Genomic DNA, 21,685 nt, shown 5'->3' with positions numbered 1-21,685 from the left:
GTACACCGCCCGGCGAGTGGTGCCAGCTAGGAGTGGAAGCCATGAAAGAAGCCGCAGGTGGACACCTGCTCTTCGTAGATTCCTACGGCGAGCGGTGCCGCCTGCGGCGGTGGTGAGCAACGACGGGGCGTCTGTCAGCAGGTGCGGCCCACGTAGTAGGCGCCCTGGATCTCGCCGGCGGACCCCAGCCAGGTCCTGCCGGGGGCCACACACCGCTCGTAGTCCCGGGCCAGGGCCACCTCGACCTTGATGACCACACGCGAGCCGTCGGAGGTGCAGTGGTTGTAGTAGGCGTCGGCCGAGGTCTCGTAGAAGCCGCACGGATCGGCGGCGGCCGGGACCGCGGTGACGGTGGCGGCGCCCACGAAGGACAGCGCGAGGGCGACGCAACCGAGGGCACCGGTCAGCAGACGGGAGACACGCATGACGAACTCCTCAAGGAGAAAGGGATTCGTGCCGACGACGTGCCGGGGGCCGCGACGGGCCGCCCGGCACGGGCACGCGCCCATGATCACGGGGCATGGGACCCCGCGGACGCCCTCCGTCCGCGATGTCACCCGCCGAATCGTTCCCGCGTTCACTCGACCGGCCCAGTCGCCCCCGGCGCCGCCCACTGCCCTCAGGCCAGGACCTTCAGCGCCCCCGGCCGGACCCGGACCGTCACCGGGAGGGTCGCGTCGACCTCGCCGTCGGCGCCGTAGGGGAGGGGGCGGTCGGCCTCGATGCGGATCTCCTCGCCGCGCAGCACCTCGACCTCGGGACGGCGCACATGGGCGCCGGTCTTCAGCTCGTTCATCGTCGCGAAGAAGTGGCGCTTGGGCGCGTGCCCGATGACGACGACGTCCAGCAGACCGTCGTCGACACGGGCGTCGGGCGCGATGTTCCGGTCGAACCCGTAGAAGCCGGAGTTCGCCGCGACCACGGTGTAGCCGCTGCGCTCGTACGGCACCCCGTCGACGGTGATCCGGTACGCGGCCGGCCGCCAGCCGAGGACGGCCCGCAGGCCGCCCGCGTAGTACGACGCCGAGCCCCGCAGCATCCGGGAGGCGTTCGCGTACCGGTTGGCGACGGCGTCGACGCCCGCGTACACGCTGCCGAGGACATGCACCCGCTGGTGCACGGCGGACTCCACCTCGATGGTGTCCACGGCACGCGGGGTGCCCTCCAGCAGCACCCGGGCCAGTTCGCCGGGGTCGGTGGGCAGGCCGAGCGCGCGGGCGAAGTCGTTGCCGCGGCCGGCGGGGACGAGGCCGAACACCGTGTCGGTGCCGCTGAGCGCGCCGCCGATCCGGCCGGCCATGCCGTCGCCGCCCACGGCGAGCACCACATGCCCCTCGGCGCCGGCCCGCAGGGCGATCTCCTGGGCGTGCTCCAGGCTCCGGCTGTACTCGGTGTCGAGCCGGGCGCCCGCCTCCCGCAGCAGCCGGGCCAGCGGGAGCAGGCCGGCCGCTCCGCTGGAACCCCCTGCGGTGGGATTGACCACGGCGGTGAACTGTCGCATGGATCGGGCCTTTCGTACGGCGCGAGAAAGGGCGGTCAGCGGACGGGGACGAGGACGCCGGGGCTGAGCACGCCGGACGGGTCGACCTCGGCCTTCACCGCCTGGAGCATACGGACGCCCAGCGGGCCGATCTCCCGGGTGTACCAGTCGCGGTGGTCGGTGCCCACGCCGTGGTGGTGGCTGATGGTGCCGCCCGCCGCCAGGATCGCGTCGTTCACGGCCCGCTTCACCGGCTCCCAGTGCGCGACGGGGTCCTCGCCCTGGGCCGAGACGACCGTGAAGTAGAGCGAGGCGCCGTTCTCGTACGTGTGCGAGATGTGGCACATGACCAGCGGGGGAGTGCCCGAGGCGGTCAGGGTGCCGGTCAGCGCCTCGCGCACCGCCCGGTACAGCTCGGGCAGCGTGGACCAGAACCCGGCCGTCTCCAGCGTCTCGGCGAACGCGCCCGCGTCGAGCAGCGCATCGCGCAGATAGGGGGCGTTGTAGCGGCCGTGCTCCCAGCGGTCGCCGGGCTCCTCGCCGATGTACTCGCCGCCGCAGGCGAGCAGCACCTCACGGGCGGCCGCGCGGCGGGCGGCGGTCTCCTGCTCGGTGCCCTCGTAGCCGGTGATCGCCATGCAGCCGGCGGGCTGCGGGGCGTCGGAGGAGCCGATGGCGTCGGGCTGGGCCAGGCCGACGAAGGTCTCGGTCTCGTCGGACAGCCGCAGCACGGTCGGCCGGGGCCCGTCCTGCGCGAGCCGGCGCAGTGCGGCGGTGCCGGCCTCGAAGGAGGCGAAGCGCCAGCCCTCGTAGACCCGCTTCTCGGGCAGGGGACGGATGCGCACGGTCACGGAGGTGATCACGCCGAGGGCGCCCTCGGAACCGAGGATCAGCTGGCGCAGATCGGGCCCCGCCGCCGAGCGGGGCGCGCGGCCGGTCTCCAGGGTGCCCTCGGGGGTCGCGACGGTGAGGGCGAGGACCATCTCGTCGAACCGGCCGTAACCGGAGGAGGCCTGTCCGCTGGAGCGGGCCGCGGCGAAGCCGCCGACCGAGGCCCACTCGAAGGACTGCGGGAAGTGCCCGAGCGTGAAGCCGCGGGCGTTGAGCAGCGCCTCGCACCGCGGCCCGCGCAGCCCCGGCTGGAGGGTCGCCGTACGGGACACCTCGTCGACGGCGAGCAACTGGTCCAGGCGGCGCAGGTCCAGTGCCACGAACGGCCGCTCGCCCTCGGGCCGCAGTCCGCCGACGACGGACGTGCCGCCGCCGAAGGGCACGGCGGCCAGGCCGTGCGCGGCGCAGGCGCGCAGCACGGCCAGCACCTCGTCGTGGCTGCCCGGGAGCACGACCGCCGCGGGTAGGTCGTCGACCTCGCCCGCGCGGATGCGCAGCAGGTCGGGCGTGGACTTGCCGCGGGTGTGCCGGATCCGGCTCTCGGCGTCCTCGCGCAGCCCGTCCTCGGCGGCGACGGCCGCCCGAAGGGCCTCCCGCGCCTTCTCGGTGAGCGCCGAGCCGGGGACCTCGATGGCGTCCAGGCTCGCCGGGCCCTGCTCGCGCGGTGTGACGCCGAGCAGGTCCCGCAGCAGGCCGGTCACCGCGTCGGGCAGCGGGGCCGCCTTGGCCGGGTCGCCCCAGCCGCTCCACAACATGTCCACTTCGAAGGTCCTCACGCTCTGGGCTCTTGACGGACGGCGCTGCCGCTCGGCCCGTACTGGCATTACACTGTGACAGATGACGCCCATTCGTCACAACGCCTCGGACAGCAATGCGGACACCGATCCCGTCCTCGACGCCGCACGCGACTGTGTGCTCGCCGTCGGGGTACGGCGCACGACCCTGACCGACGTCGCCCGGCGCGCGGGCGTCTCCCGGATGACCATCTACCGGCGCTGGCCCGATGTGCGCAGCCTCGTCGGCGACTTGATGACCCGTGAGTGGATCGCGGTCGCCGCCGGCGCCATGCCGCCCGCCGACGACTCCCGCCCCGTGCGCGCCCGGATCGTCGACGGACTCGTCGCGGGGGCCACCGCCTTCCGCGCCCACCCGCTCTTCCACAAGATCCTCGACGTCGACCCCGAACTGCTGCTGCCGTACATCCTCGACCGGCGCGGCGCCAGCCAGGAGGCCCTCCTCGGCCTCCTCGCCTCCGCCCTCGACGAGGGCCACGCCGACGGCTCCGTACGCCGCATGCGCACGGACCTCCAGGCCCGGTCCGTGCTCCTCGTCGTCCAGTCCTTCACGCTCTCGCTGCGCACCATGACCGACGCCCACGACCCCGAACTGAGCGAAGCCGCCTTCCTCGGCGAACTGCGCACGCTGCTGGAGAGGACCCTCACCCCATGACCCCCACCGCCGCCTCCTCCCTCAACGCGGCGCGCCGCCGCCGCGAACTCGCCGAACTCGCCGACGGCACCGAGGTTGACGTCCTGGTCGTCGGACTCGGCGCGACCGGAGCCGGAGCCGCCCTCGACGCGGCCACCCGCGGGCTCACCGTCGCCGCGATCGACGCCCACGACCTCGCCTTCGGCACCTCCCGCTGGAGCTCCAAGCTGATCCACGGCGGACTGCGCTACCTCGCCTCCGGGCAGCTCGACGTCGCCCACGAGAGCGCCGTCGAACGCGGCATCCTCATGGAACGCACCGCCCCCCACCTGGTCCGCGCCCAGCCGTTCGTGCTGCCGCTCACCCCGCTGGTCAGCCGCGGCCAGGCCGCCCTCGCCCGCACCGGCTTCCTGGCCGGGGACATGCTGCGCGCCGCCGCCCGCACCGCCCGCGCCACCCTGCCCGCGCCGCGCACCCTGTCCGCCGTCGAGACCCGCCACCTCGCCCCGGTCCTGCGCGCCACCGGCCTGCGCGGCGGACTGCTCTCCTGGGACGGCCAGCTCACCGACGACGCCCGCCTGGTGACGGCCGTCGCCCGCACCGCCGCCGCCCACGGCGCCCGCGTGCTGACCCGCGTCCGCGCCCTGGAGCTCACCGGCGACGGCGCGCTCGTCCGCGACGAGACCACCGGCCAGGAACTGCGTATCCGCGCCCGGGCCGTGGTCAACGCGGCCGGGGTGTGGGCGGGCGGCCTCGTCCCCGACGTGACGCTGCGCCCCTCCCGCGGCACCCACCTCGTGCTGCGCTCGCAGGCCCTCGGCCGGCTCTCCGCCGGACTGCACATCCCGATCCCGGGCGAGAGCAACCGCTTCGTGCTCGTCCTGCCGCAGGGCGACGGCCGCGTCTACGTCGGCCTCACCGACGAACCCGTCGACGGCGACATCCCCGACGTGCCGGAGGTGCCCGAGACCGACATCGGCTTCCTGCTCGACGTCCTCGGCTCCGCCCTCGACGTCACCGTCCACCGCGACGACCTGGTCGGGGCCTTCGCCGGGCTGCGCCCGCTGCTCGACACCCGGGGCGCGGGCGGCCGTACCGCCGACATCTCCCGCAAGCACGCCGTGCTCACCTCGCCGGACGGGGTCGTCACCGTCGTGGGCGGCAAGCTCACCACGTACCGCCGCATGGCCCAGGACGCCGTCGACACCGCCGTCGCCGTACGCCGCCTCACCGCCGGTCCCTGCCGGACCGCGTCCGTGCCCCTGGTCGGCGCCGCCCGCCCGAGCGCGCTTGTCCGGCTCGACGCCCCGGCCCGTCTCGTACGCCGCTACGGCTCGGAAGCGGAGGCCGTGCACGCCCTCGGTGTCCAGGACCCGGCGCTCGCCCGCCCCGTCGTGCCCGGACACCCGGTCACCGGAGCCGAGCTGGTGTGGGCCGTCCGCCACGAGGGCGCCCTCGACGAGTCCGACATCCTCGACCGCAGGACCCGTATCGGCCTCGTCGCGCAGGACCGGGGCCTGGCGGAGGAGGCGGCCCGGGACGCACTGGCCGCCTGAGCCGGTGTCAGAGGCTGGACAGCACCTGCGGCGAGAGGATCTTGATCATGGTGTTGGTCCAGCGCATCTGCCGCAGCGTCCGGGGATGACACGCGGAGGCCAGGGCGAGGAGCTTGTCGTCCTTGGTGGCCTGGGCGGCCTGCGCGAGCATCTCCCAGTACAGGGAGTTCTGCGCGGCGTCCAGGTGCAGCTCGCGCAGGTCCCGCAGCAGGAGCAGGCCCGGTTCGGGGCGGTGGCCCATCGCCTCGGCCGCCTTCTCCCGCAGCGCCGACAGGACGCCGGGGGAGGGCGCCTCGGACGCGTCGCCGAGGGTCAGGCCGTAGGCGTGCCCGGTGTCGGCCACCCGCCGGACGTGTTCGCGCGACCAGGCGGCGAGGTCGAGGGCGACATGATGGACCTCGTGGTCGGTGCCATGGCGTTCCGCGACCGTCACCAGCTCCTTCGCCAGGTGCTTCTCACCGTGGTGCAGGGCGCGCAGGACGAGGGTGATGCCGTTCATCGGGCGTCCTCCTCACGGCCGGGGCGGAGCGCCGCGCCCGACTCGGTGACCAGGGCGGACGGGCCGCCTGACGTGGCGGGCACCTCGCCCGGCCGGGCGGGAGCGGACGCGGTGGTGGTCGGCGCGGGCGCGTGATGCCCGTCGGCCCGTTCGACGCGACGCAGCGCCGCCGCGGCGGTCTTGAACAGCGGCTGCTTGGACACCGGATCCCAGTCGGTGACGGTGAGCTCGTTCGCGGCCCGCCCCGGCGTGTCCCCGCCGGGCTCGTGGCCCGCCTTGGTGTCCCAGTAGCCGTAGTGGAACGGCACGAACAGAAGGCCCGGCCGCAGGTCCGTCACCCGCAGGCGCCCGCGCACCGCGCCGCGCGGTGTGGTGACCTCCACCAGATCGCCCTCCTCCAGCCCGAGCGAGGACGCGTCGGACGCGGAGGCCTCCACCCACACGTCCGGGGCCGCGTCGTTGAGCTGGGGCGCGCGCCCGGTCTTCGTACGGGTGTGGAAGTGGTAGATCGTCCGGCCCGTGGTCAGCTGGAACGGATACTCCCCGCCCGGCTCCTCGTGCGGCGGAAGGTACTCGGCCGCCTTGATCATGGCCTTGCCGTCGGGGTTCAGCGAGCGGTACTCCACGACCTCCGACGCGGCGCCGGTGACCAGGTCCTTGCCGTACGACTCGCAGACGTCGGGGTGGGCCCACGCGATCCCGTCGGTGTAGAGGCGGGCCGTGCCGTCGGGGGACTCCTCGTCGCACGGCCACTGGATGCCGCTGCCGCCGCGCAGCTTGGCGTACGTCAGACCCGTGTAGTCGCAGGGGCGGCCCGCGCTGCACCGCTTCCACGCCTCGAACGCCGACTCCGGGTCCTGCCAGCCGATCAGCGGGCCGCCGTCCTTGTCGCGGAAGTCCATGCGGGCGGCGTAGTCGAGGAAGATCTCCAGGTCCGGCCGCGCCTCACCGGGCGGCTCCACCGCCTTGTCGGACAGATGCACGGTGCGGTCGGCGTTGGTGAACGTGCCGGTCTTCTCGCCCCAGGTCGCCGCCGGCAGCACCACGTCCGCCAGCTGGGCGGTCTCGGTGAGGAACAGGTCCTGCACCACCACGAACAGCCGGTCCTGCTCCAGCACCGACCGGATGCGGGACAGCTCGGGCAGCGACACCGCCGGGTTCGTGCCGGAGATCCACAGCATGCGGATCGATCCCTGCTCGGCGTAGCGGAACATCTGCATCGCATGGGTGGGCGGGGCGTAGTGCGGGATGCTCTCCGGCTCGACGTTCCACACGCGCGCCAGGTCGGCCACATGGCTGTCGTTCTGCCAGTTGCGGAACCCCGGCAGATCGCCGTCGGCACCGCACTCACGGGTGTTCTGCGCCGTGGGCTGGCCGTTCATCTGCAGCACACCCGCGCCGGGCCGACCCAGCATGCCGCGGATCAGGTGCAGGTTGTTGACCTGTACGGCGGCAGCAGTGGCCTGGTGGGACTGGTAGACGCCCTGCAGCACCGTCGACAGCAGCCGCTCCGCCGTGCCGAGGACCTCGGCGGCCTCACGGATCCGGCCGGCCGGCACGTCGCAGATCCCCGCGGCCCACTCCGGGGTGCACTTCTCCACGCCGGACGCCAGCTCGTCGAAGCCGACCGTGTGCGCCTCGACGTAGGCGTGGTCGACGCGGTCGGTGCGGATGATCTCGTGCAGCAGGGCGTTGAGCAGCGCCACGTTGGTGCCCGCGCGCGGAGCCAGATGCACGGCCGCCGCGCGGGCCACCGGCGTGGGCCGCGGGTCGACGCACACCAGGCGCGGCGGGTCGCCGCCCTCCAGCCGGTCCAGGACGCGCATCCACTGCACGGGCTGCGTCTCGGCGATGTTGTGGCCGAACAACGCGATCACATCGGCGTGGTCGAAGTCGTCGAAGCTGCCCGGCTGCCCGTCGCAGCCGAAGGACTCCTTCAGCGCCTCCGCGGCCGTGGACGTGCACAGGCGGGTGTTGCCGTCCAGATGGTTGGTGCCGATCCCGGCCCGCGCCAGGACCGCGAGGGTGTAGTACTCCTCCAGGAACAGCTGCCCGGTGGTGTAGAAGCCGATCGACCCGGGCCCGCGCTTGTCCAGCAGCTTCTTGGAACGCGCCACGATCCGGTCCATCGCGGTCGCCCAGTCGCACTCCACCAGGCGCCCGTCCTCGCGCACCAGCGGCCTGGTCAGACGGTCGGGGGAGGCGTTGGCCCGCCACGCGAAGAGGTCCTTCGGACCCAGCCGCCCCCGGTTGACGCGGTCCTGCGCCCGGCCGCGCACCCCCACCATCCGCCCGCCCGCGACCGCGATGTCCATCGCGTCGCCGTCCGAGTGCAGCACCGACGCGGTCTGCACCCACCCCTGCACCTGGCCGGCGTCGACGCCCGCCTCCAGACAGGTGTCCACCCGCTCGGGCCAGGCCTCGTGCCGTCCGTACGGCGTACGGCTGCCCCACGGCAGCGCGATCCGGTCCACCGACGCGTCCACGTGCACCTCCAGAAGAGCCGCGTCTCGGAGGAACCGCCGGGTACCCGACCCGGACCGTGGGGAAACGACGGTGTCACCCCGGTGAGAGGCACGGTCACGCGGCGTTCAGCTCCACGGTCGTGGTGACCCGTACGACGGCGGGTGCGCGGGGCACCGAACCGAACCCGAAGCGCACGGGCGGCTCGACCGGTGCCCGGCCGCCGAGGTCATGGCCGTGCAGGACCGCCGACACGGCGGTGACGGGCCGCAGGTCCCGTACGGCGTACCACTCCCGGCGCCCGGCACCGGCGCTGCCGCGCGTCCGCACCCCGCCCGGGAGCAGCCGGGCGGGCCAGTACGTCAGCGCACCCCACGCCGGACGCGAGGCGACCGCACCCGGCACAGCGCGCAGCAGCAGCCCCAGCGCCCCTCGCCGGCCGACGGTGAAGCGCAGAGCGAGCGGACCGGCGGCGACCGTCCAGGTGTCGCCCTCGATCCGCACGCCGACCGGCACCACATGCACCGCGTCGAAGGTGTACGTGCCGCTCACGAAGTCCGCCGTACGGCGTGTCGGGGCGAGCAGCAGCCGCTCCCCGTCGGCCCGTTCGATCATCACGTCGCTGAACGGCCCGAACGGCGAGCGCTGCCAGTGCCCGAGGACGATACGAGTGCCGCAGGAGCAGCCCATGCCCGCGATACGGCCGTCGAAGCGCAGCCGCGCGCGCCTAGGGTGCCGGGCCACCAGGAGCGGACACAGCGAGCCGTACATGGCGTACGCCCTCCGAATAGTGCACCAGGGGCTCGGCGGCGGGAGGGCCGAGGCCCGCCGCGGAGGTCAGCGTCTCCTGCAGTCCCTCGACGACCGCGTTCGCCAGCGGCCAGGGTTCGTGCTCGACCGGGATCTCCCACAGCATGCCCAGCCGACGGGTGTACGCCCGCCACCGGGAGGTGAGCCAGAGGTCCCGCTCCGTGGGAGCGAGAGGCTCGCCGGGGCGGACGACCAGCCGGTAGAAGGGGTCGCCACCCCGTCTCGCACCCTCGTAGGTGAGGGCGCCCCCGCCCTCACTGACGCGCAGGGTGCCCACGTGGTACGGCGCGCCCACGAGTCGAGCCGCCAGCATCGGCGGGAAGGCCACCTCGATCGACAGGAACCACAGCCCGTTCCGCCCGTCCGGCCGCCGTACATAGGTCCGGAGATTGGTCTCCGCGAACGTCGGCAGACCGGGCACGAGGGCGGGCACCCCGGGTGGGCGCACATCGGCCATGACGAAGGGAGTCAGACTCACCCATGCCGCACCCTCGTACCGGTCCACGGTCAGTCCCTCGGGCAGCAGTGCCTGCACGCTGTCCGGTGGGAAGGACCAGTGGACGAAGGTCTGCCGGAGCCAGTCGGCCCGCAGGACGGGGGCTCTCATGGCTCTGCCCGTTCGATCAGGTGGTCAACAGGGAGTCGTCCTCGGGCCGGGCACCGGGCAGCTGGTGGCGGGCGGCTATCAGCGCGGCGTCGATGTCACGGGTGCCGGTCGCCACGCACAGCGTGTAGGCGACGTCGTCCATCCTCTGGCGCACTCCGGTGCTCCCGTCCTCGGCATGCAGGATGCGCAGCGTCTCGTACTGCTCGATCAGGTTCTTCAGAACAGCAGGGTGTGCCATCAGCATCGGAAGCCTCCCTCGTCGCGGTGTTCACATGGGCCGTTCACCGTGTGCCCAGGCCGGACGCAGCCAACCCCGAGCGGCGCGCACGCTTCAGCGCCGCGAGCGCGGTAACTCGGCGGATGCGTGAACGGGGGAGAACCGACGCTCAGGCGAACGACGAGGAGAGGGTCCTGCCATGGCCGACGACCTCATCACCATGGTCACCACCGACCACCGCGAGCTGCAGCGACTGTTCGACATGATGAAGTCGGACAGGAGTTCCCGGCCGCTGGCGCTTCCCCTGGCCGTGGCCATGCTGGAGGCGCACAGCGAGGCCGAGGAGGACCGGGTGTACCCGGCCGTCGCCCGGGAGGCCGGGGAGAAGGAGGAGGCCGAGCACGCCGCCGAGGAGCACCACGAGGCGGAGAGCCTCGGCAAGCATCTGCTGGAGATGGACTGGGAGAGCGAGGAGTTCGACCGGGCCCTGGAGCAGTGGATCGGGGCGGTGCAGCACCACATGCAGGAGGAGGAGAACGACATCCTCCCGGCCCTGCGCGAAGCCGTCGACTCCGACCGGCTGCGCGAACTCGGCCTGCAGTTCGCCACCCGGCGCTCCCGCAAGCTGACGGGCGAGCCTCTCAAGGCCGCCGGCGGCGACGGGCAGACGGGCACCGAGGGACGGACCCGCGCGGAGCTGTACGACAAGGCGAAGGAACTCGGCGTGGAGGGCCGCTCCTCCATGTCCAAGGACGAACTGGCCGAGGAAGTGAGCAAGGCGGAGGGCAACGGCTGAGGCTTCTGACGGCTTCCGAGGGCTTCGGCTGAGGAGGCCCGGGCGCGGGCGACTCATGCCTCCTGGTGAAGGCCGCACCACCATCCGGACGCCGCCCGCGTGGCGAGCGCTCGGAGCGCGGCGCGTGTGGTGTGCCCTGAAGGCTCCCTACGGTCCACCCGCGAAGGAGACACCCGGCATGTTCGGACAATCGCAGGCGTTCAGCGGCTTCTCGGTCGACGACCTCGACCAGGCCCGCCGGTTCTACGGCGAGACCCTCGGCCTCCAGACGGAGGAGGTCGGGCAGGGCGACATGCGGATGCTGACCCTGACGCTCGGGAGTGGCGCGAAGGTCTTCGTCTACCCGAAGGAGAACCACACCCCGGCGTCCTTCACGATCCTCAACTTCCCCGTCGAGGACATCGACGACGCCGTGACCAAGCTGCAGGACCGCGGCGTCACGCTCGAGCGCTACTCCGGCTTCGACCAGGACGACAAGGGCGTCCTCCGCAACGCCGGCGACGACGGACCCAAGGCGATCGCATGGTTCACGGACCCGGCCGGGAACGTCCTCTCGGTGCTTCAGGAGAACTGAGCGCCGCGTCGGGAGGAGCGGTCCGGGTCCGAAAGTTTCGATGAGTGGGGCTGGCTCCCTCTCGATCTATGACCCGACCGCTCCTTCCGTACATTCACAGCTACGACGGCAGTAGCTTCTACCTGCGCAAATATCATCCTCGCGATCCCTCAGTGCCTTCGAATGTTTCGAGCTGCAGGTCGAAACTATTGACAGTTGACGTGCCCAGACCAACACTGGCGCCGTCGACAGGGCTCCACCGCACCATCACGAGGACGTGGAGGAACGCGCACATGAACCAAGCACCCGCACCCCACCGGCCACGCCGGTCCGGCCGCTTCAGGTCGGTGGTCAATACCGCCTGCACCCTGCTGCTGATGGCCATGGCCGCGCTGCTTCTCCCGGGGACCGCGCACGCGGAAACGGTCGTCACCACGAACCAGACCGGGACGAACAACGGCTACTACTACTCGTTCTGGACCGACTCCCAGGGCACCGTCTCCATGAACCTGGGCTCCGGCGGGAACTACAGCACGCAGTGGAGCAACACGGGCAACTTCGTCGCCGGCAAGGGCTGGAGCAACGGCAGCCGCCGCAGCGTGACGTACTCCGGGACGTTCAACCCCTCCGGAAACGCCTATCTCGCGCTGTACGGCTGGATGTCCAACCCGCTCGTCGAGTACTACATCGTCGACAACTGGGGCACCTACCGGCCCACCGGCACCTTCATGGGCACGGTGACCAGCGACGGCGGCACGTACGACATCTACAAGACGACGCGCTACAACGCCCCCTCCGTGGAAGGCACCCGCACCTTCGACCAGTACTGGAGCGTGCGGCAGTCCAAGCGGACCGGCGGCACCATCACCACCGGCAACCACTTCGACGCCTGGGCCCGCGCCGGCATGCCCATCGGCACCTTCAGCTACTACATGATCATGGCGACCGAGGGCTACCAGAGCAGTGGCAGCTCCAACATCACGGTCGGCGGCACCGATTCGGGCGGCGGTAGCGGCGGTGGCGGCACCGGCTGTACGGCCACCCTGTCCGCGGGCCAGCAGTGGAGCGACCGCTACAACCTCAACGTGTCGGTCAGCGGCGCCACCAACTGGACCGTCACCATGAACATCCCCTCACCCGCCAAGGTCCTCTCCACCTGGAACGTCTCCGCGAGCTACCCGAGCGCACAAGTGCTGACGGCGAAGCCCAACGGCAGTGGCAACAACTGGGGCGTCACCATCCAGCACAACGGCAACCGGACCTGGCCCGCCGTCTCCTGCTCGACGGCCTGAGGGGGGGGAGCGGTCCATGAGATTCCGTCCCCTGCTCGCGAAACTGGCGGTCGCCGCCATGGCCCTGACCGGCACGCTCACCGTGAACTCCGCCCCCGCGCAGGCCGCCGCCTGCTCCGGATACGTCGGCCTCACCTTCGACGACGGCCCGTCCAGCAACACCCAGGCTCTGCTCAACGCCCTCACCCAGAACGGGCTGCGGGCCACGATGTTCAACGAGGGCCAGTACGCCGCCGCCAACCCGTCCCTGGTGCGGGCGCAGGTCACCGCCGGGATGTGGGTCGCGAACCACAGCTACACCCACCCGCATCTGACCACGCTGTCCCAGACGCAGATCGACTCCGAGATATCCCGCACCCAGCAGGCGATCTCGGCCGCGGGCGGTGGCACGCCCCGGCTGTTCCGGCCGCCGTACGGCGAGACCAACGCGACCGTGCGGACGGTCGAGGCCAAGTACGGGCTGACCGAGATCCTCTGGGACGTCGACTCGCAGGACTGGAACGGCGCGAGCACCGACGCCATCGTGCAGGCCGCGGGCCGCCTCACCAACGGCCAGGTCATCCTCATGCACGACTGGCCCGCCAACACCCTCGCGGCGATCCCGCGCATCGCGCAGAACCTGGCCGCCCGCGGCCTGTGCGCGGGAATGATCTCCCCGCAGACCGGCCGCGCCGTGGCCCCCGACGGCGGCAGCGGCGGCGGTGGCGGTGGTGGCGGCACCAGCTGTACGGCCACTCTGTCCGCGGGCCAGCAGTGGAGCGACCGCTACAACCTCAACGTCTCGGTCACGGGCTCCAGCAACTGGACGGTGACGATGAACGTGCCCTCCCCGGCCAAGGTCATCGCCACCTGGAACGCCGCCGTCAGCTACCCGAGCGCACAGGTGCTGACGGCGAAGCCCAACGGCAGTGGCAACAACTGGGGCGTCACCATCCAGCACAACGGCAACCGGACCTGGCCGACCGTCACCTGCACGGCCGGCTGACCCGGGGGATCCCCGTGGCGCGGCAGCATCCTCCCCGGCTGCCGCGCCACACCGCGCCCGAAGGACGTACTTGTCGGACAAGCCCATGGCCCCGAAAGAGGGACGCCGATTCCCCTGATACGGGTCATCCACCCCGGTCGGCGTACCGCCTGCGCGCATGTTCGCGTTGGCAGCAGCATGGACCGCACAGTCACCACCGGGCGCCTCGTCCTGGCGGGCGAGGGCCGACGGCAACGGTACGGCGAACCCGACGGGTCAGCTCCGCCTCATCCGCCCATCTACGCCGCCCTGATCAGGGAGTGGCAGTCCGGCGGCCGGACCGTCCCGGGCGTACGGGACGCCCAGTGGACCGCCCTGGTCTCGCCGGCCCCGTTGATCGGCGAGTCACCTCCGCGTCGTACGGCCGGACCGCCCGACGGCGGTTGAGGCAGGGCCCGACGGGCTGACGGCCGTTCACCTGCCGGGTGCGTCCGCCGAGGGTGCCCCGCAGGTGGGGCACCGGCGCCGGGATCTGGCCTGCACGGCGAGCGAGGCGACCGCCTGCTGCAGCGCCAGCTCCATCGCCGCGGGCACGAACAGCGTGCCGAGACCGTCGGGCGGGACCAGCCAGCGCAGGGGACCCGCGACCCGGTTCGGCGCGGGCGCGACGATCCGCGCGCCCCGGCCCAGGTACCGGACATCGGGCCCGACCCAGCCGCCGGACGGGTCCGGCGGCAGGAAGAAGCCGACCCGGCGGGAGGCGGCGTCCGCGAGCGCGGGCCCGGGCGGCTGAGGAATGGACAGCAGGGCGTCCAGCGCCCGCACGCCCAGCTCCTCGGACACACTCAGCACGTCCCAGAACCGCCCGCAGGCCAGCAGCGCGACCCCGGCCGCGGAGCGCCACTGCCGTTTGCACTCCCGCGGGTCGCAGGCAGCGGCAGCCAGCCATTCCCTGGCCCGCCGGTCGGGATCTCGCATCGCGTACCTCCGATAGCCCTCAGCCCTGTCCGCAGGGCGCACTTCCCCCTTGCTGCCATGACCGCCGGACACGGGAGGTTCATGTTGGTAGATATTTCTATGCCTCGGAAGGGGTGGCGGACCGTGGCGAATGCTGCCGAAATGTTCCTTCGGCAGAGAGCCTGGCGCGCGGTCCGCCGCTGTGCCCGGGCCGCCGCGCGCCGGCGCCCCCTCCGCCCGGACCCGCTCACGTCCCTCGTGGAGACTGCACGCCGTCTCGACTACGGCTGCGGGTGCCTGCCGGAGGCCCCGGACGACGAGACGTAGGCGGGCGGGGTCCAGGTCAGTCCTCGTTGCTGCGGTCGAGCGGGCCCCATGACCCGGGCTGCTCCGTGATGACGCGGGTCGCCTCCGAAATCACCTGGTCGGCGATCCAGCCCAGCGGTTCCACGTCCGTGACCAGGGGTTCGTTGTCCGGTCCGCGCGACGACTCGGCGCCGTGCAGGATCCACGGCCGGGTCGGGCCGTCCTTCACCCGGGGCAGATGGCAGTAGTCGTACAGCCGCCGGGCCACCCAGACGTGCACGGGCCGCTCGCCCCACCAGTCCTCGACGTCCAGGGGGCTGGCCGACAGGCCCGGCAGCTTCACGCCGGTCAGATCGTCCCTGCTGCTCACGTCCGACAGATCCACGTGCGGACCGCGCGACCAGCGCACGTACAGCCCGCTGCGGCCGGTGACGAGACGGGCCAGCTCGTCGAGGCTGGTGAACGTCGGCAGGTCGGTCCGCGCCTTCGCGTTGTGCTCCATCTCTGTCTCCCGCGTGGCGGAGTGAGCCGGAGGCGCCGGCTGTACCGCCTGCCTCCCGTGTCACCCCACGTCTCATGGGCCGTACACCAGCCCGTGTGCCCCGGACCCGGCAGGTGATGTGCCCGGTCCGCCGGACGTCCGGGACTCCAGCGCGCGCAGGACGGCCACCATGTCCTCGCCGCCGTGCCCCTGCGCGACCGTCTCGGCGTACAGGGCATGGCAGACGTCGAGCAGCGGAGACGCCACCTCGGCGCCGCGGGCGGCCTCGGCGATGAGCCGGTTGTTCTTCAGCACGTCCGCGGCCGCCGCCTGCACCGCGAAGTCCCGCTCCAGCAGCTTGGGCGCCTTCATTCGGGACACGACACTGGCCATCGGCCCCGCGTCCAGGACGTCCCGCAGCAGCCGCTGGTCCAGCCCGTGCCGGCCGGCGAAATGGAACGCCTCGGCCAGCCCGGTGACCAGCGTGATCAGGAACAGGTTCACCGAGAACTTCATCAGCAGCGCGCCCGGCACCCGGCCGCAGTCGAACAGCTCGTGGCACACCGGCGCGAGCAGGGGACGGACGGCCGCCACGGCGTCCTCGTCCCCCGCGAGCATCCCCACCAGCAGGCCCTGCTCGGCCGGGACACGGGAACCGGACACCGGCGCCTCGACGTACCGCCCGCCCGCCGCCAGGATGTCGGCCCGCAGACCCTGCGAGTACTCGGCCGAGGTCGTGCCCATGTGGACGACGGTGCGCCCGGCGGCACGCGCGGCGAAGCCCGCCGTGCCCCGCCCCAGCACCGCGTCCACCGCGGCCTCGTCGGCCAGCATGAGGAACACCGTCCCGGCCCGCTGGAACACCTCGGCGGTCGTGGCCGCGACCTCGGCTCCGGCGGCGCGCAGGGGTGCGCACCGGGCGGGCGTGCGGTTCCACACGATCAGCGGCGTCCCGGCGCGGGCGAGGTTGAGGGCCATGGGCTGCCCCATGACACCGAGGCCGACGAAACCGACGTACATGACGCACCGCCTTCCCGGCCCGCGTCCGAGCGGAGCCGTGGCCGTCCCCGGCCAGGTCTATGACAGCGGTCATAGTAGCCGTCGCTATGACAGCGGTCATAGAGTGGAGCGCGCAGTGCGCGCAGGACAGCTCGTGGAGGTCGGGGATGTCGGGGTCCGAACGCGGCCCGCGGGAGCGGATGGTCTTCAGCGCGGCCCAGCTCATCCGGCGCGACGGAGTCGCCGCCACCGGCATGCGCGAGGTCGCCGCGCACGCCGGCGCACCCCGCGGCTCCCTCCAGCACTACTTCCCGGGCGGGAAGGAACAGCTGGTCAACGAGGCCGTGGCGTGGGCCGGCCGCTACGCCGGGAAACGCGTCGCGCGCTTCCTCGCCGCACTGGACGAGCCGACGCCCAGCGGGCTGTTCGCCGAGATGGTGCGGCAGTGGACGGACGAGTACGAGGCGAAGGGCTTCGCCGGCGGCTGCCCGGTCGCCGCCGCCACCGTCGACCGGGCGGAGTCCACCGAGTCCACCCGCGAGGCCGCCGCCGCTGCCTTCGCCACCTGGACCGCACCGGTCGCCCGGGCCCTGGCCGAGCTGGGCGTCCCCGCCCCGCGCACCGAGCCGCTCGCCACCCTCATGATCAGCGCCCTGGAAGGCGCCCTCCTCATCGCCCGCGCCGAACGGGACGTCCGCGCCCTGACGACCGTCGCCGCGGAACTCGGCCCGCTGCTCGACGCCGCGGTGACGCGGGACGGCGCGGTGTGAGGCGTGCGCCCGCCGGACGCCCCTGGGAGGATCGCGGCATGGCGGACACGCCTCTGCGGATCAACGCCCTTGTCGTCGATGCCACCGACCCGAACGGCTCGCCGCCTTCTGGTCGACCCTGCTGGGCCGACCCGTCGAGCGCCGTATCCGCCCCTATGTGTGGCTGCGGCGCGAGGACGATGGCCGCGCCCACTACCTGGACTGATCAGCGGGCCCGCGAGCGGAACGTACGGCGGTAGGTGTCCGGTGGGACGCCGACCGTGCGGTTGAAGTGCCGGCGCAACGTCGTGGCGGTGCCCATGCCGGTGGCCGTCGCGATCGTGTCGACGCTGTCGTCGGTCCGCTCCAGCAACTCCTGGGCGTGCCGTATCCGTTGGGTCAGCAGCCATTGCAGGGGAGTCGTGCCGGTCGCCGCCCGGAAGTGGCGGCTCAGATGCCGTGAGCTCATCCCCGCCCGGCGGGCCAGGTCCTCCACGGTCAGCGGCTGGTCGAGCCGCTCGATGATCCACGGGAACAGCGCGGCGAGCGGATGGTCGTCCCGGGCGGGCACCGGCGTGGCGACGAACTGCGCCTGCCCGCCGGCCCGGTGCGGCGGTACGACGAGCCGGCGGGCGGCCGCGTTGGCGACCGACGAGCCGTGGTCGAGCCGGACCAGGTGCAGACAGAGATCCATCGCGGCGGCCTTCCCCGCGGAGGTGAGCACGCTGCCGTTGTCCACGTAGAGCACATCCGGGTCGACCTCCACCCGGGGATGGCGTTCGGCCAGCACATCGGTGTGCGCCCAGTGCGTCGTCGCGCGCCTTCCGTCCAGCAGCCCGGCCGCGGCCAGCACGAACGCGCCCGTGCACAGCGACACCACCCGCGCACCCGCCTCATGGGCCGCCCGCACCGCGTCGACCAGTTCGGCGGGCGGGTCCACGTCCACGTCGGCCCAGCCGGGCACGATCACGGTGTCGGCCTCCCGCAGCCGGTCGAGCCCGTGGTCGGGCTCCAGCAGGAACCGGCCGACACGCACCGGGACCGGCCCGCAGACGGTGACCTCGTACCAGGGGACCGTCACCCCGGCCGGTGCCGAGCCGAACACCTCGTACGCCATGGACAGTTCGAAGTGAAGCATTCCGTCGGTGACGGCGAGCGCGACAGAGGGCATGTCCGGAAGTGTACGGGGCGTGTCGTTCCGGACACTCACGATCGGCCGGTCCGCCCGGACACGATGTCCTCAGTCGATCAACTGGACGCAGGGGAGAGGTCATGGCGACGGGGCAGACGGTGACGGTGTTCGGCGCGTACGGGCACACCGGGCGGTTCGTGGTGGCGGAGCTGCGGGAACGCGGGTTCGTCCCGGTCCTCGCCGGCCGCGACAGGGACAGGCTTCGGGCGCTGGCGGAGGAGTCCGGCCACGAGGCCCGTGAGGCGTCGGCCGGCGATCCGGCCTCGCTCGACCGGGCGCTCGCCGGGGCGGCCGCGGTGATCAACTGCGCCGGGCCCTTCGCGTCGACGGCCGCCCCCGTCATCGAGGCGGCCTTGCGCGCCGGCATCCCGTACGTGGACGTGGCCGCCGAGATCGAGGCCAACGCCGACACCTTCGCGCACTTCAGCGACCGCGCCCGCGCCGAAGGAGCGGTGATCGTCCCCGCCATGGCCTTCTTCGGCGGTCTCGGCGACCTCCTCGCCACCGCCGCGATGGGCGACTGGACGACGGCCGACGAGGCCCATGTCGCCTACGCGCTCAGCAGTTGGCACCCCACCGCCGGGACGCGCCTCGCGGGCCGGGTGTCCGGCGAGCGGCGCGGCGGCGCCCGCGTCGTCCACCGGGACGGACGGCTGCAGTACCGCCACGACGAGCCGCCGGTCCTGAAGTGGACGTTCCCGGACCCGCTGGGCCGGCAGACGGTCATCGGCGAGTTCACGATGGCCGACGTCGTCACCCTCCCCAGCCACCTCGCCGTCCCCGAGGTGCGCACCTACATGAACGCCGACGCGGCCCAGGACGTGCGCGACCCGGACACGCCCGCCCCGGCCGCGGTCGACGAGGCCGGACGATCAGACCAGACCTTCGTCGTCGACGTCGTCGTACGCTCCGGCGGCAGCGAACGCCGTGCCGTGGCGACCGGCCGGGACATCTACGCCGTCACCGCGCCGCTCGCCGTGGAAGCGGTCCACCGCATTCTCACCGGACGCACCCGCACGGTCGGCGTCGCCTCCGCGGGCAAGATCTTCGATGCGCCCGACTTCCTGCGCGCCCTGTCCCCGCACCTGTCCGTGGACCTGCGCGGCTGACGGGCGCAGGTGTCCACGCCCCGGCCGGCCGCGGCGAGCGGCCGGCCGGGCACCGGTGTCAGCGCAGGTCGAACCGGTCGAGATTCATCACCTTGTCCCACGCCGCGACGAAGTCACGGACGAACTTCTCGTCCGCGTCGCTTGCGGCGTACACCTCCGACAGGGCGCGGAGCTGGGAGTTCGCACCGAAGACGAGGTCGACCGCGGTCGCGGTCCACTTGACCTCGCCGGTGGCACGGTCACGGCCCTCGAAGACGTTCTCGGTGTCGGCCGAGGCCTTCCACTCCGTGTTCATGTCGAGCAGGTTCACGAAGAAGTCGGTGGTGAGCGTCTCCGGCCGCTGGGTGAGGACGCCGTGCGGGGACCCCTTGAAGCCGGTGTTCAGGGCCCGCATGCCGCCGATCAGCACCGCCATCTCTGGGGCCGTCAGGTTCAGCATGTTGGCGCGGTCCAGCAGGAGGGTCTCCGGCGACAGCTTCTCACCCGGCCGCAGGTAGTTGCGGAACCCGTCCGCCTTGGGTTCGAGCACGGCGAACGAGTCCACGTCGGTCTGCTCCTGCGACGCGTCCGTGCGTCCGGGCGCGAACGGGACCGTGACGGTGTGCCCGGCCCGCTGCGCCGCCTGCTCGACGGCCGCGCACCCGCCCAGGACGATCAGGTCGGCGAGGGAGACCTTCTTCCCGCCGGTCTGGGCGTTGTCGAACTCCTGCCGGATCCGTTCGAGGGTCTGCAGCGTCTCGGCGATCTCGGGCAGGTCGTTGAGCTCCCAGTCCTTCTGCGGCGCGAGCCGGATCCGGGCCCCGTTGGCGCCGCCCCGCTTGTCGGTGCCGCGGAAGCTCGCCGCCGACGCCCAGGCGGTGGTGACCAACTGGGGCAGCGACAGGCCCGAGGCGAGGATCGTGCGCTTGAGAGCCGCGATGTCCTCGGCGCCGACCAGTTCGTGATCGACCTCGGGGACGGGGTCCTGCCACAGCTGCGGCTCGGCGACCCAGGGGCCGAGGTAGCGCGACAGGGGGCCCATGTCGCGGTGCAGCAGCTTGTACCAGGCCTTGGCGAACGCCAGCGCCAGCTCCTCCGGGTTCTCGTGGAACCTCTTGGAGATCGGCCCGTAGACCGGGTCCAGCTTCAGCGCCAGGTCCGTCGTCAGCATCATCGGGGCGTGCCGCTTGGACGGATCGTGCGCGTCGGGCACCGTGTCCCGGGCCGCCGGGTCCGTCGGGGTCCACTGCTTCGCGCCGGCCGGGCTGGTCGTCAGCTCCCAGTCGTAGCGGTACAGATTGTCCAGGTACCCGTTGTCCCAGCGTGTCGGCTCGGTGGTCCAGGCGCCTTCCAGACCACTGGTGAGCGCGTGCGGACCCTTACCGCTGCCGTAGGTGTTCCGCCAGCCCATGCCCTGCTGTTCGAGGGGCGCGGCCTCGGGCTCGGGGCCGATGTAGGAGGGGTCGACCGCGCCGTGGCACTTGCCGAAGGTGTGGCCGCCGACGATGAGCGCGACCGTCTCCTCGTCGTTCATCGCCATCCGCCCGAACGTCTCGCGGATGTCCCGCGCCGCCGCCAGCGGGTCCGGCTCGCCGTTCGGCCCCTCCGGATTGACGTAGATCAGGCCCATCTGCACCGCGCCGAAGGGGCCCGTGAGTTCCCGGTCGCCGGTGTAGCGCTCGTCGCCGAGCCAGGTGTCCTCGGGGCCCCAGAAGATCTCCTCCGGTTCCCAGATGTCCTCCCGGCCGAAGCCGAACCCGAACGTCTTGAACCCCATCGACTCCATCGCGCAGTTCCCGGCGAAGACCAGCAGGTCGCCCCACGAGATCTTCCGGCCGTACTTCTGCTTGACCGGCCACAGCAGCCGGCGCGCCTTGTCCAGGCTCGCGTTGTCCGGCCAGCTGTTGAGCGGGGCGAAACGCTGCGCGCCCGAGCCGCCGCCGCCCCGGCCGTCCGCGATGCGGTACGTCCCCGCGGCGTGCCAGCTCATCCGGATGAAGAGCGGCCCGTAGTGGCCGTAGTCGGCGGGCCACCAGTCCTGGGACGTGGTCATCACCTCGAAGACGTCCCGCTTGAGTGCCTCGAGATCGAGGGTCGCGAACTCCTTGGCGTAGTCGAAGTCCTCGTCCATCGGATTGGACCGGGGCGAGTGCTGATGGAGAACCTGGAGGTCCAGCTGATTCGGCCACCAGTCCCGATTCGTCCTGGGCCGGGTCGACGTCGGGGTCGGGGAGGGAATTGCTGGGTTCTCGCTTTCACTGCCGGACACGTCCGACCTTCTTCCTGTCTCTGCCGAATGTCCTATACCGCCGTATTCATGGTTGCGCACCGACGACGGCGGGGCCACGAGAACACGC

22 protein-coding genes are annotated in these 21,685 nt (G+C 72.4%); 9 read left to right on the top strand and 13 right to left on the bottom strand.

Features of this window, described 5'->3' with window-relative positions; genetic code table 11:
• Positions 1-134: 134 nt before the first annotated feature.
• The 3 genes from ACIQ6Y_RS35120 to ACIQ6Y_RS35110 form a co-directional block, all read right to left on the bottom strand.
• Entirely contained in the window at positions 135-425 is a 291-nt protein-coding gene (locus ACIQ6Y_RS35120) for a DUF6355 family natural product biosynthesis protein (RefSeq protein WP_404045648.1), read from the bottom strand.
• 194 nt (positions 426-619) lie between these two features.
• Entirely contained in the window at positions 620-1,501 is an 882-nt protein-coding gene (locus ACIQ6Y_RS35115; RefSeq protein WP_404045645.1) for a diacylglycerol/lipid kinase family protein, read from the bottom strand.
• 35 nt (positions 1,502-1,536) lie between these two features.
• Positions 1,537-3,132, bottom strand: a complete 1,596-nt coding sequence (locus ACIQ6Y_RS35110; RefSeq protein WP_404045969.1) for an FAD-binding oxidoreductase — start codon at positions 3,130-3,132, stop codon at positions 1,537-1,539.
• A gap of 76 nt (positions 3,133-3,208) precedes the next feature.
• Here ACIQ6Y_RS35110 and ACIQ6Y_RS35105 point away from each other — a divergent pair, with 76 nt between their 5' ends.
• Together ACIQ6Y_RS35105 and ACIQ6Y_RS35100 are read left to right on the top strand one after the other, a co-directional pair.
• Complete coding sequence (locus ACIQ6Y_RS35105) at positions 3,209-3,820, top strand: TetR/AcrR family transcriptional regulator (RefSeq protein ID WP_404045643.1); 612 nt, start codon at positions 3,209-3,211, stop codon at positions 3,818-3,820.
• The gene (locus ACIQ6Y_RS35100; RefSeq protein ID WP_404045641.1) at positions 3,817-5,355 is read left to right on the top strand and encodes a glycerol-3-phosphate dehydrogenase/oxidase; all 1,539 of its coding nucleotides are present in this window, start codon (positions 3,817-3,819) and stop codon (positions 5,353-5,355) included. Before ACIQ6Y_RS35105 ends, ACIQ6Y_RS35100 begins: the two co-directional genes overlap by 4 nt.
• Before the next feature lie 7 nt (positions 5,356-5,362).
• Here ACIQ6Y_RS35100 and ACIQ6Y_RS35095 read toward each other — a convergent pair whose 3' ends face one another.
• The 5 genes from ACIQ6Y_RS35095 to ACIQ6Y_RS35075 form a co-directional block, all read right to left on the bottom strand.
• Complete coding sequence (locus ACIQ6Y_RS35095; RefSeq protein WP_404045638.1) at positions 5,363-5,854, bottom strand: hypothetical protein; 492 nt, start codon at positions 5,852-5,854, stop codon at positions 5,363-5,365.
• Positions 5,851-8,340, bottom strand: a complete 2,490-nt coding sequence (locus ACIQ6Y_RS35090; RefSeq protein ID WP_404045635.1) for a molybdopterin oxidoreductase family protein — start codon at positions 8,338-8,340, stop codon at positions 5,851-5,853. The genes ACIQ6Y_RS35095 and ACIQ6Y_RS35090 overlap by 4 nt, the downstream gene beginning before the upstream one ends.
• Positions 8,341-8,434: 94 nt before the next feature.
• Positions 8,435-9,088 carry a hypothetical protein gene (locus ACIQ6Y_RS35085; protein WP_404045632.1) on the bottom strand — a complete coding sequence of 218 codons (654 nt, stop codon included), beginning with the start codon at positions 9,086-9,088 and terminating at the stop codon, positions 8,435-8,437.
• Positions 9,045-9,734 carry a YqjF family protein gene (locus ACIQ6Y_RS35080; protein WP_404045629.1) on the bottom strand — a complete coding sequence of 230 codons (690 nt, stop codon included), beginning with the start codon at positions 9,732-9,734 and terminating at the stop codon, positions 9,045-9,047. Before ACIQ6Y_RS35080 ends, ACIQ6Y_RS35085 begins: the two co-directional genes overlap by 44 nt.
• A gap of 16 nt (positions 9,735-9,750) precedes the next feature.
• Positions 9,751-9,978, bottom strand: a complete 228-nt coding sequence (locus tag ACIQ6Y_RS35075) for a DUF5133 domain-containing protein (RefSeq protein ID WP_404045626.1) — start codon at positions 9,976-9,978, stop codon at positions 9,751-9,753.
• Positions 9,979-10,150: 172 nt separating this feature from the next.
• On the opposite strand from ACIQ6Y_RS35075, the gene ACIQ6Y_RS35070 reads away from it, so the two are divergent.
• The 5 genes from ACIQ6Y_RS35070 (at position 10,151) to ACIQ6Y_RS35050 (ending at position 14,003) form a co-directional block, all read left to right on the top strand.
• Positions 10,151-10,747 carry a hemerythrin domain-containing protein gene (locus ACIQ6Y_RS35070; protein ID WP_404045624.1) on the top strand — a complete coding sequence of 199 codons (597 nt, stop codon included), beginning with the start codon at positions 10,151-10,153 and terminating at the stop codon, positions 10,745-10,747.
• Between the two features lie 178 nt (positions 10,748-10,925).
• The gene (locus ACIQ6Y_RS35065) at positions 10,926-11,321 is read left to right on the top strand and encodes a VOC family protein (RefSeq protein WP_404045621.1); all 396 of its coding nucleotides are present in this window, start codon (positions 10,926-10,928) and stop codon (positions 11,319-11,321) included.
• Positions 11,322-11,593: 272 nt separating this feature from the next.
• Entirely contained in the window at positions 11,594-12,592 is a 999-nt protein-coding gene (locus ACIQ6Y_RS35060) for a glycoside hydrolase family 11 protein (RefSeq protein WP_404045619.1), read from the top strand.
• A gap of 16 nt (positions 12,593-12,608) precedes the next feature.
• Entirely contained in the window at positions 12,609-13,577 is a 969-nt protein-coding gene (locus ACIQ6Y_RS35055) for a polysaccharide deacetylase family protein (RefSeq protein ID WP_404045617.1), read from the top strand.
• 177 nt (positions 13,578-13,754) lie between these two features.
• Positions 13,755-14,003, top strand: coding sequence for a hypothetical protein (locus ACIQ6Y_RS35050; protein WP_404045615.1), 249 nt, complete (start codon positions 13,755-13,757; stop codon positions 14,001-14,003).
• A 27-nt stretch (positions 14,004-14,030) separates the two neighbouring features.
• On the opposite strand, the gene ACIQ6Y_RS35045 is transcribed toward ACIQ6Y_RS35050, so the two are convergent.
• The 3 genes from ACIQ6Y_RS35045 to ACIQ6Y_RS35035 all read right to left on the bottom strand — a co-directional run bounded on the left by ACIQ6Y_RS35045 (position 14,031) and on the right by ACIQ6Y_RS35035 (position 16,320).
• The gene (locus tag ACIQ6Y_RS35045; protein ID WP_404045612.1) at positions 14,031-14,534 is read right to left on the bottom strand and encodes a hypothetical protein; all 504 of its coding nucleotides are present in this window, start codon (positions 14,532-14,534) and stop codon (positions 14,031-14,033) included.
• A 322-nt stretch (positions 14,535-14,856) separates the two neighbouring features.
• Positions 14,857-15,321, bottom strand: a complete 465-nt coding sequence (locus tag ACIQ6Y_RS35040) for a DUF6098 family protein (RefSeq protein ID WP_404045610.1) — start codon at positions 15,319-15,321, stop codon at positions 14,857-14,859.
• 72 nt (positions 15,322-15,393) lie between these two features.
• The gene (locus ACIQ6Y_RS35035) at positions 15,394-16,320 is read right to left on the bottom strand and encodes an NAD(P)-dependent oxidoreductase (RefSeq protein WP_404045607.1); all 927 of its coding nucleotides are present in this window, start codon (positions 16,318-16,320) and stop codon (positions 15,394-15,396) included.
• A 146-nt stretch (positions 16,321-16,466) separates the two neighbouring features.
• On the opposite strand from ACIQ6Y_RS35035, the gene ACIQ6Y_RS35030 reads away from it, so the two are divergent.
• Positions 16,467-17,069, top strand: coding sequence for a TetR/AcrR family transcriptional regulator (locus tag ACIQ6Y_RS35030; RefSeq protein ID WP_404045605.1), 603 nt, complete (start codon positions 16,467-16,469; stop codon positions 17,067-17,069).
• Between the two features lie 205 nt (positions 17,070-17,274).
• Here ACIQ6Y_RS35030 and ACIQ6Y_RS35025 read toward each other — a convergent pair whose 3' ends face one another.
• Positions 17,275-18,219 carry a helix-turn-helix domain-containing protein gene (locus tag ACIQ6Y_RS35025; protein WP_404045603.1) on the bottom strand — a complete coding sequence of 315 codons (945 nt, stop codon included), beginning with the start codon at positions 18,217-18,219 and terminating at the stop codon, positions 17,275-17,277.
• 101 nt (positions 18,220-18,320) lie between these two features.
• Between ACIQ6Y_RS35025 and ACIQ6Y_RS35020 the strand changes: the two genes are divergently transcribed.
• Positions 18,321-19,349, top strand: a complete 1,029-nt coding sequence (locus tag ACIQ6Y_RS35020) for a saccharopine dehydrogenase family protein (protein ID WP_404045601.1) — start codon at positions 18,321-18,323, stop codon at positions 19,347-19,349.
• A 58-nt stretch (positions 19,350-19,407) separates the two neighbouring features.
• On the opposite strand, the gene katG is transcribed toward ACIQ6Y_RS35020, so the two are convergent.
• A complete protein-coding gene (katG, locus tag ACIQ6Y_RS35015; RefSeq protein WP_404045599.1) occupies positions 19,408-21,597 on the bottom strand; it encodes a catalase/peroxidase HPI in 2,190 nt (729 codons plus the stop codon).
• Positions 21,598-21,685 lie beyond the last annotated feature (88 nt).

This window comes from Streptomyces sp. NPDC096205 (assembly GCF_044763135.1).
In the GTDB taxonomy this organism is placed as follows: Bacteria; Actinomycetota; Actinomycetes; order Streptomycetales; family Streptomycetaceae; genus Streptomyces.
The sequence above is the reverse complement of the archived record's forward strand: the minus strand, read 5'-3'. Positions and strand labels throughout refer to the sequence as shown.

Coding starts and splice junctions, on each gene's coding strand:
- ACIQ6Y_RS35115 (WP_404045645.1), bottom strand. CDS start 1,501: ATGCGACAGTTCACCGCCGTGGTCAATCCCACCGCAGGGGGTTCCAGC.
- ACIQ6Y_RS35095 (WP_404045638.1), bottom strand. CDS start 5,854: ATGAACGGCATCACCCTCGTCCTGCGCGCCCTGCACCACGGTGAGAAG.
- ACIQ6Y_RS35050 (WP_404045615.1), top strand. CDS start 13,755: ATGGACCGCACAGTCACCACCGGGCGCCTCGTCCTGGCGGGCGAGGGC.
- ACIQ6Y_RS35065 (WP_404045621.1), top strand. CDS start 10,926: ATGTTCGGACAATCGCAGGCGTTCAGCGGCTTCTCGGTCGACGACCTC.
- ACIQ6Y_RS35020 (WP_404045601.1), top strand. CDS start 18,321: ATGGCGACGGGGCAGACGGTGACGGTGTTCGGCGCGTACGGGCACACC.
- ACIQ6Y_RS35100 (WP_404045641.1), top strand. CDS start 3,817: ATGACCCCCACCGCCGCCTCCTCCCTCAACGCGGCGCGCCGCCGCCGC.
- ACIQ6Y_RS35055 (WP_404045617.1), top strand. CDS start 12,609: ATGAGATTCCGTCCCCTGCTCGCGAAACTGGCGGTCGCCGCCATGGCC.
- ACIQ6Y_RS35045 (WP_404045612.1), bottom strand. CDS start 14,534: ATGCGAGATCCCGACCGGCGGGCCAGGGAATGGCTGGCTGCCGCTGCC.
- ACIQ6Y_RS35025 (WP_404045603.1), bottom strand. CDS start 18,219: ATGCCCTCTGTCGCGCTCGCCGTCACCGACGGAATGCTTCACTTCGAA.
- ACIQ6Y_RS35120 (WP_404045648.1), bottom strand. CDS start 425: ATGCGTGTCTCCCGTCTGCTGACCGGTGCCCTCGGTTGCGTCGCCCTC.
- ACIQ6Y_RS35030 (WP_404045605.1), top strand. CDS start 16,467: ATGTCGGGGTCCGAACGCGGCCCGCGGGAGCGGATGGTCTTCAGCGCG.
- ACIQ6Y_RS35075 (WP_404045626.1), bottom strand. CDS start 9,978: ATGCTGATGGCACACCCTGCTGTTCTGAAGAACCTGATCGAGCAGTAC.
- ACIQ6Y_RS35040 (WP_404045610.1), bottom strand. CDS start 15,321: ATGGAGCACAACGCGAAGGCGCGGACCGACCTGCCGACGTTCACCAGC.
- ACIQ6Y_RS35070 (WP_404045624.1), top strand. CDS start 10,151: ATGGCCGACGACCTCATCACCATGGTCACCACCGACCACCGCGAGCTG.
- ACIQ6Y_RS35080 (WP_404045629.1), bottom strand. CDS start 9,734: ATGAGAGCCCCCGTCCTGCGGGCCGACTGGCTCCGGCAGACCTTCGTC.
- ACIQ6Y_RS35060 (WP_404045619.1), top strand. CDS start 11,594: ATGAACCAAGCACCCGCACCCCACCGGCCACGCCGGTCCGGCCGCTTC.
- ACIQ6Y_RS35105 (WP_404045643.1), top strand. CDS start 3,209: ATGACGCCCATTCGTCACAACGCCTCGGACAGCAATGCGGACACCGAT.
- ACIQ6Y_RS35085 (WP_404045632.1), bottom strand. CDS start 9,088: ATGTACGGCTCGCTGTGTCCGCTCCTGGTGGCCCGGCACCCTAGGCGC.
- ACIQ6Y_RS35035 (WP_404045607.1), bottom strand. CDS start 16,320: ATGTACGTCGGTTTCGTCGGCCTCGGTGTCATGGGGCAGCCCATGGCC.